Here is a 4,614-nt window from a genome sequence, read left to right on the forward strand (position 1 = left end):
GCCGGTTATAGTCGTAGATATACTTGATCGATTTCGAATCGGCTCTCAGGTTAGGCGTTATTTTCCCGGTGAGATTGCCTGCCTCATCATATTTGTATTCTACATTGCCCGTGTCGGGGTTGTCTACATAGTTGCAAGCCTGACCCTGACCCCTTTTCTCTTAATTGTCGTGTCTATTTAATTCTTGATTCTTACACCCGATATTATCTGTTTGAGTAATTTACCATCCGTAAATATCTGAAACAACAACGTCCCCAATATAAATATTAATTACACTTTCATCTACAGGCTTCATTGAAATTGAATTTATAGCAAAGATACTAGGATTATTAACTACATTAAAATATCTAGAATGATAAAAATATCTTATACCCTCCAATTTGCACCCGACACATGCATAATAAATCTGATTATCTTCATATATAATTTCATTCCAATCAACTATGGCATTATCGCCTTCTTTATAATCCCTTAGCCATGCTTCAAGACTAGATTTCTCTTTTACACCTTCCCCCCTCCAAGAAGTAAATATACCTTCCCATTCATCAAACTTAAATTTTTTCTTTTTAATTAGCAAATCATACAAATGTGGTTTAACTTTTAGACTATCGATATACTCTAGTTTTACCCTTTTGTAATCAAGAAAACCTACAAGTATTAAAACAATTATTAATAGAAGTACAAAAAGTATATTGTATCTTATTAAAGATATTTTCTTCATTGTTTCGGAAATTTAACAGGTTTAAAGCTATGTGGAAACAGCAATAAAGTGCGTCCACTGGGTATTACTTCTGATGAATTTTCATTCCTATATTTTATACAATATGGGTAAGAATAGGTATTAACAATAAACGGTAACAATAAACGGGACGGTTCTCTTTTAGGCTTCCCTTTATAATAAAGGACCAGTTATATGTAGATATATCAATAGGTTATAGAATCTCATTTCCTTAAAAAGAGAACCGTCCCGTTTTCTCCGTTTTCTCCTTTTAACTATAGCCCTTTTTTACCCCTTCTAAATAGCTTCGCTTTGTGCTACATAACTAAACAGGCAGAGAAGTCCGGATAAAGCCAAACTCTCCTTAAGGTGGGGACGGAAAGCGAAGAATATTTTTTTCATGATAGCCGGGTTAATGAAGGGTAAGCTTTTTACGAGTTCGGCTTTTATGTCTGAAGTATCTCACGCTAAAGAGGAGGTGATTGTATGAATAGCATATCCTGAATATAAACAGTAATGGTGCAGATAACAGCATGCATGTTTTAGCAACTCAGTGGGTAACATAAGATTTCTAAAGCAGGTCTTATAAAAGAGGGTAATAATTAAAATGATGTCTTTGTATAAAACAAAACACATGAAAATCAAATTTTCATCACTAAACTGCGAAATCTCAAAGAGGGAAGTCATGAGGAATACGAGTTTGCTGTTAATTATTAGTCTGTTGATTATCTCGTTACTATTAGGCTGTTCAATGAAAAGTGCAGCAGCGGAGACCTCATTCATCTCCATAAACACAGACATGACGCGGTATGTAGAAGGAGAAACGATCAAGCTAATGGTTTCAAATAGAAGTGATATTCCTGTCTGGTATATAGGCTATCCTCAGCGTGAATTGGTTTTCTGGGAGATTGAAAGGGCTGAAGACGATGGTTGGCGCAGGCTGGGTTTTCGTTTGCCACTGATTGAGGAAGGTAGAGAGGTTTGCCGAATAGCAATGTATGAGCGCCCCATTGGTGTTGTAAGGGATCTTAAGCCACACTCGGACCTTCTTTATGAATGGAACCAAAAGATATGCCTGATCAAGATAGTAACCGAGTCAACCGAACCTGAGATGATCAAACGAGGTAGATACAGATTTATAATGCGCTATAGTTTGGACACAGTGAAATCAGAGAACATAGCGACTGAACCATGGAAAAGGCCTATTGAACTAGGCCAGACAAAAGTAGTCTACTCCAATGAATTTGTCTTGGAGTAAACGGCATGAACTCACAAAAATTAATCTTTAGTAAAAATCAGTATTTTGACGAGCATTCGTCAAAGGAGGGGGGAATTATGAGACGTGTATCTATGGGACTAACAGTGTTAGTCCTTATGGCGATTATGTTTTTAACTACAGGAGTCCCAACCGTTCAGGCTACGGTTGAAGAAGATTGGCCGGCCGGCACAGCGAACACTTGCAGAAATTCAGATGATTTTTTCCTGAACTTTGAAACCGGAATCGACGAGATTGAAATAGAAAGCACCATTCCCAGCATGGAATTTACCACGACCGGCTCACTGAACTGGAAATATGGCGATATTCGCACAGAAAAGTATAACGTCTACCCTTATGGTCACGCAGGGTATGAAACCAACGGCAATTTCTTCGCATGGCTGGGTACACTTGGAGACCAAGGACGGATTGACTTCCTTGGAGGAGGAGCGAGTTATGCTTCCATTCTTGTCAGCACGGGTTCCGGTCTTACTTTGGATGCCTATGACAGTGATGACACATTAATAGCTACTAGTGGCTGGGCTGGCAGCAATACCAGTACAAGGACTTTTACCCGGCTGACCGTTGAAGCTCCCGCAGGAGAAACTATTGCTTATGTTATGGTCCATGATACGGGTAACTTCTGGCTCATGGATGATCTTTGCACAGATGCCAATAAGGCCGTTATCCCTGTACCTACGAGAGGTATTGGAAGCCATACCGACAGGATTGATATCATATTCGTGCCCGATGAGGACTATGGAGCACCAGCAGATATCGATACATGGTTGCCGAACTTTATCGACGACATTCAAGATCAGATTGATCAAAGACTGGATGCAGCGGCTCCGGTAACTGGCAATCTCGACAGCTTTAATTTCTACTACACTAGAGTGCAGGGAGATTCAGTTTTCCCTAACCACAATCTTCCAGCCGACATAACTCGAGTTGCCCCCTGGTCGGATGCTTACGTCATCTTACATACCGCCACGTTCGGTGATTGGACACTTTGGGGCCCACCGGTTGCATTGAGCGCTGAAGGGGCCGTAGGGAGATCATTTATTCATGAAGCCGGCCACGGGCTATTTGGGCTAGCGGATGAATACGATGACGCTCCTGCATGTGCAACAGCTCGTTTCGAGCCAAATCCAAATCCAAATGTTTGGGATGCTGAAGCCGATTGTCGGGCTGATGTAACCGGTGAAGGATGGGGAGACCCTGATGATTGCTGGATGTTCACAACCTGTACTAGTGATTGGTGGAAATTTACTACTACCCGCTTCATTATGGATGACGGAACTCAATTTGCCAATGGATGGGGGCAACCATCTTCAAGAAGAATTCAAGCGATCCTGGATAGCAACCCGGGTACCGCACCAGCAGGAGAAGGACCTTCTGGGGAAGCAGAGAAATCGATATGGTTAAATATGCAGGTATCAGCGGGAGTGTTCAGTCTGTTGGAGGAGAGTTATGTAGTGGCTGATCCCCCTGGCAATCATCACGGTGACACATTTAGAATAAAAGTTTTTTCCAACGGTAATGCAGAACTGGAAAATTTTGGAATCCACGATCCGAGAATTGTACAAGCTGAACAGGGTAATGAAGGACCAGCATGGCGAGATGAAGCGAATTTCCAATTGGTAGTGCCGTATTTTGAATATTGTGGAAGAGTTGACTTAATTGATTCTGCAACTGGCAACGTTGAGCTGTCGGTAGACATATCCCAATATGCAACAATTATGGCGCCAGTAGCTGTGTGCAAGGATATAGAAGTGGCCTTGGATGAAAACGGAGAAGCTACTATTTCTGCCGGTGATGTTGACAATGGATCCTATGACCCTGAAGGTGGTGTCATCGAACTTAGTTTAAATAAATCAGATTTTACCTGTGCCGATCTGGGAGAGAACAGCGTCACACTAACTGTAATAGATGAGGAAGGTGCTCCTGCTGCCTGTACTGCAGTTGTAACAGTGATAGATAACATTCCGCCGGAGATTCAGTGTAACGCGCCAGTTACAATTACTCCTCCAGACGCTCCTGTTTCTTTTTCTGCAACGGCAACTGATAACTGTGCTGGTAACCCGTCTGTTGGAATTACCGGTTACGACTGCTTTAAGTTCACGAAGAAGGGAAAGAGAATCGACAAGACAGAGTCATGTATTGTTGAGGTATCTGGTAATACCGTAAACATTGCAAATTCAGGCGGAGTAAATGACAATATTCCCTGGACGGTACGTGCAAATGATAACTCAGGTAATGTTGCTGAGTCTATGTGTTCTGTTCTGGTAGTGAATCCTCATCAACCGTAAGGCAGTTCAATTATATCAATCTTACAAAGAGGGGCTTGCTGGTTATACCAAGCCCCTCTTTGTTTTCTCAGATTAATCATTAATTAATACAATTGCAGCAACACCGAATGAATCTGGAATACATTTACTGCTTGTTACGTCATTCTGTAATTTGTAAGGAAGAATCCCTTCAAAATCAACGTCCATAATTGGATAAAAGTAAGAAAAGGGGACAGATTTATTCGAACAGTATTGGGACACATCCGAATGGCACTAAGTTAAGCACTTTTATTATGAAAACGGCACTGGCCAAGCCTCTACTATTAACAGGGCAACTTGAATTGTTGCATCCC

4 protein-coding genes are annotated in these 4,614 nt (G+C 41.4%); 3 read left to right on the forward strand and 1 reads right to left on the reverse strand.

Annotation, left to right across the window (positions count from 1 at the left end; genetic code table 11):
- Positions 1-181: hypothetical protein (locus tag OEV42_21275; GenBank protein ID MDH3976802.1), on the forward strand; the 181-nt coding region annotated here is incomplete at its 5' end.
- Between the two features lie 39 nt (positions 182-220).
- On the opposite strand, the gene OEV42_21280 is transcribed toward OEV42_21275, so the two are convergent.
- On the reverse strand, positions 221-721 hold the full coding sequence (locus tag OEV42_21280; GenBank protein ID MDH3976803.1) for a hypothetical protein: 501 nt from the start codon (positions 719-721) through the stop codon (positions 221-223).
- A gap of 748 nt (positions 722-1,469) precedes the next feature.
- Here OEV42_21280 and OEV42_21285 point away from each other — a divergent pair.
- Both OEV42_21285 and OEV42_21290 read left to right on the forward strand, forming a co-directional pair.
- Entirely contained in the window at positions 1,470-1,976 is a 507-nt protein-coding gene (locus OEV42_21285; protein ID MDH3976804.1) for a hypothetical protein, read from the forward strand.
- 5 nt (positions 1,977-1,981) lie between these two features.
- Complete coding sequence (locus tag OEV42_21290; GenBank protein ID MDH3976805.1) at positions 1,982-4,282, forward strand: M64 family metallopeptidase; 2,301 nt, start codon at positions 1,982-1,984, stop codon at positions 4,280-4,282.
- The last annotated feature ends 332 nt before the right edge of the window (positions 4,283-4,614 follow it).

The organism is Deltaproteobacteria bacterium, assembly GCA_029860075.1.
Classification (GTDB): Bacteria; Desulfobacterota; JADFVX01; order JADFVX01; family JADFVX01; genus JAOUBX01.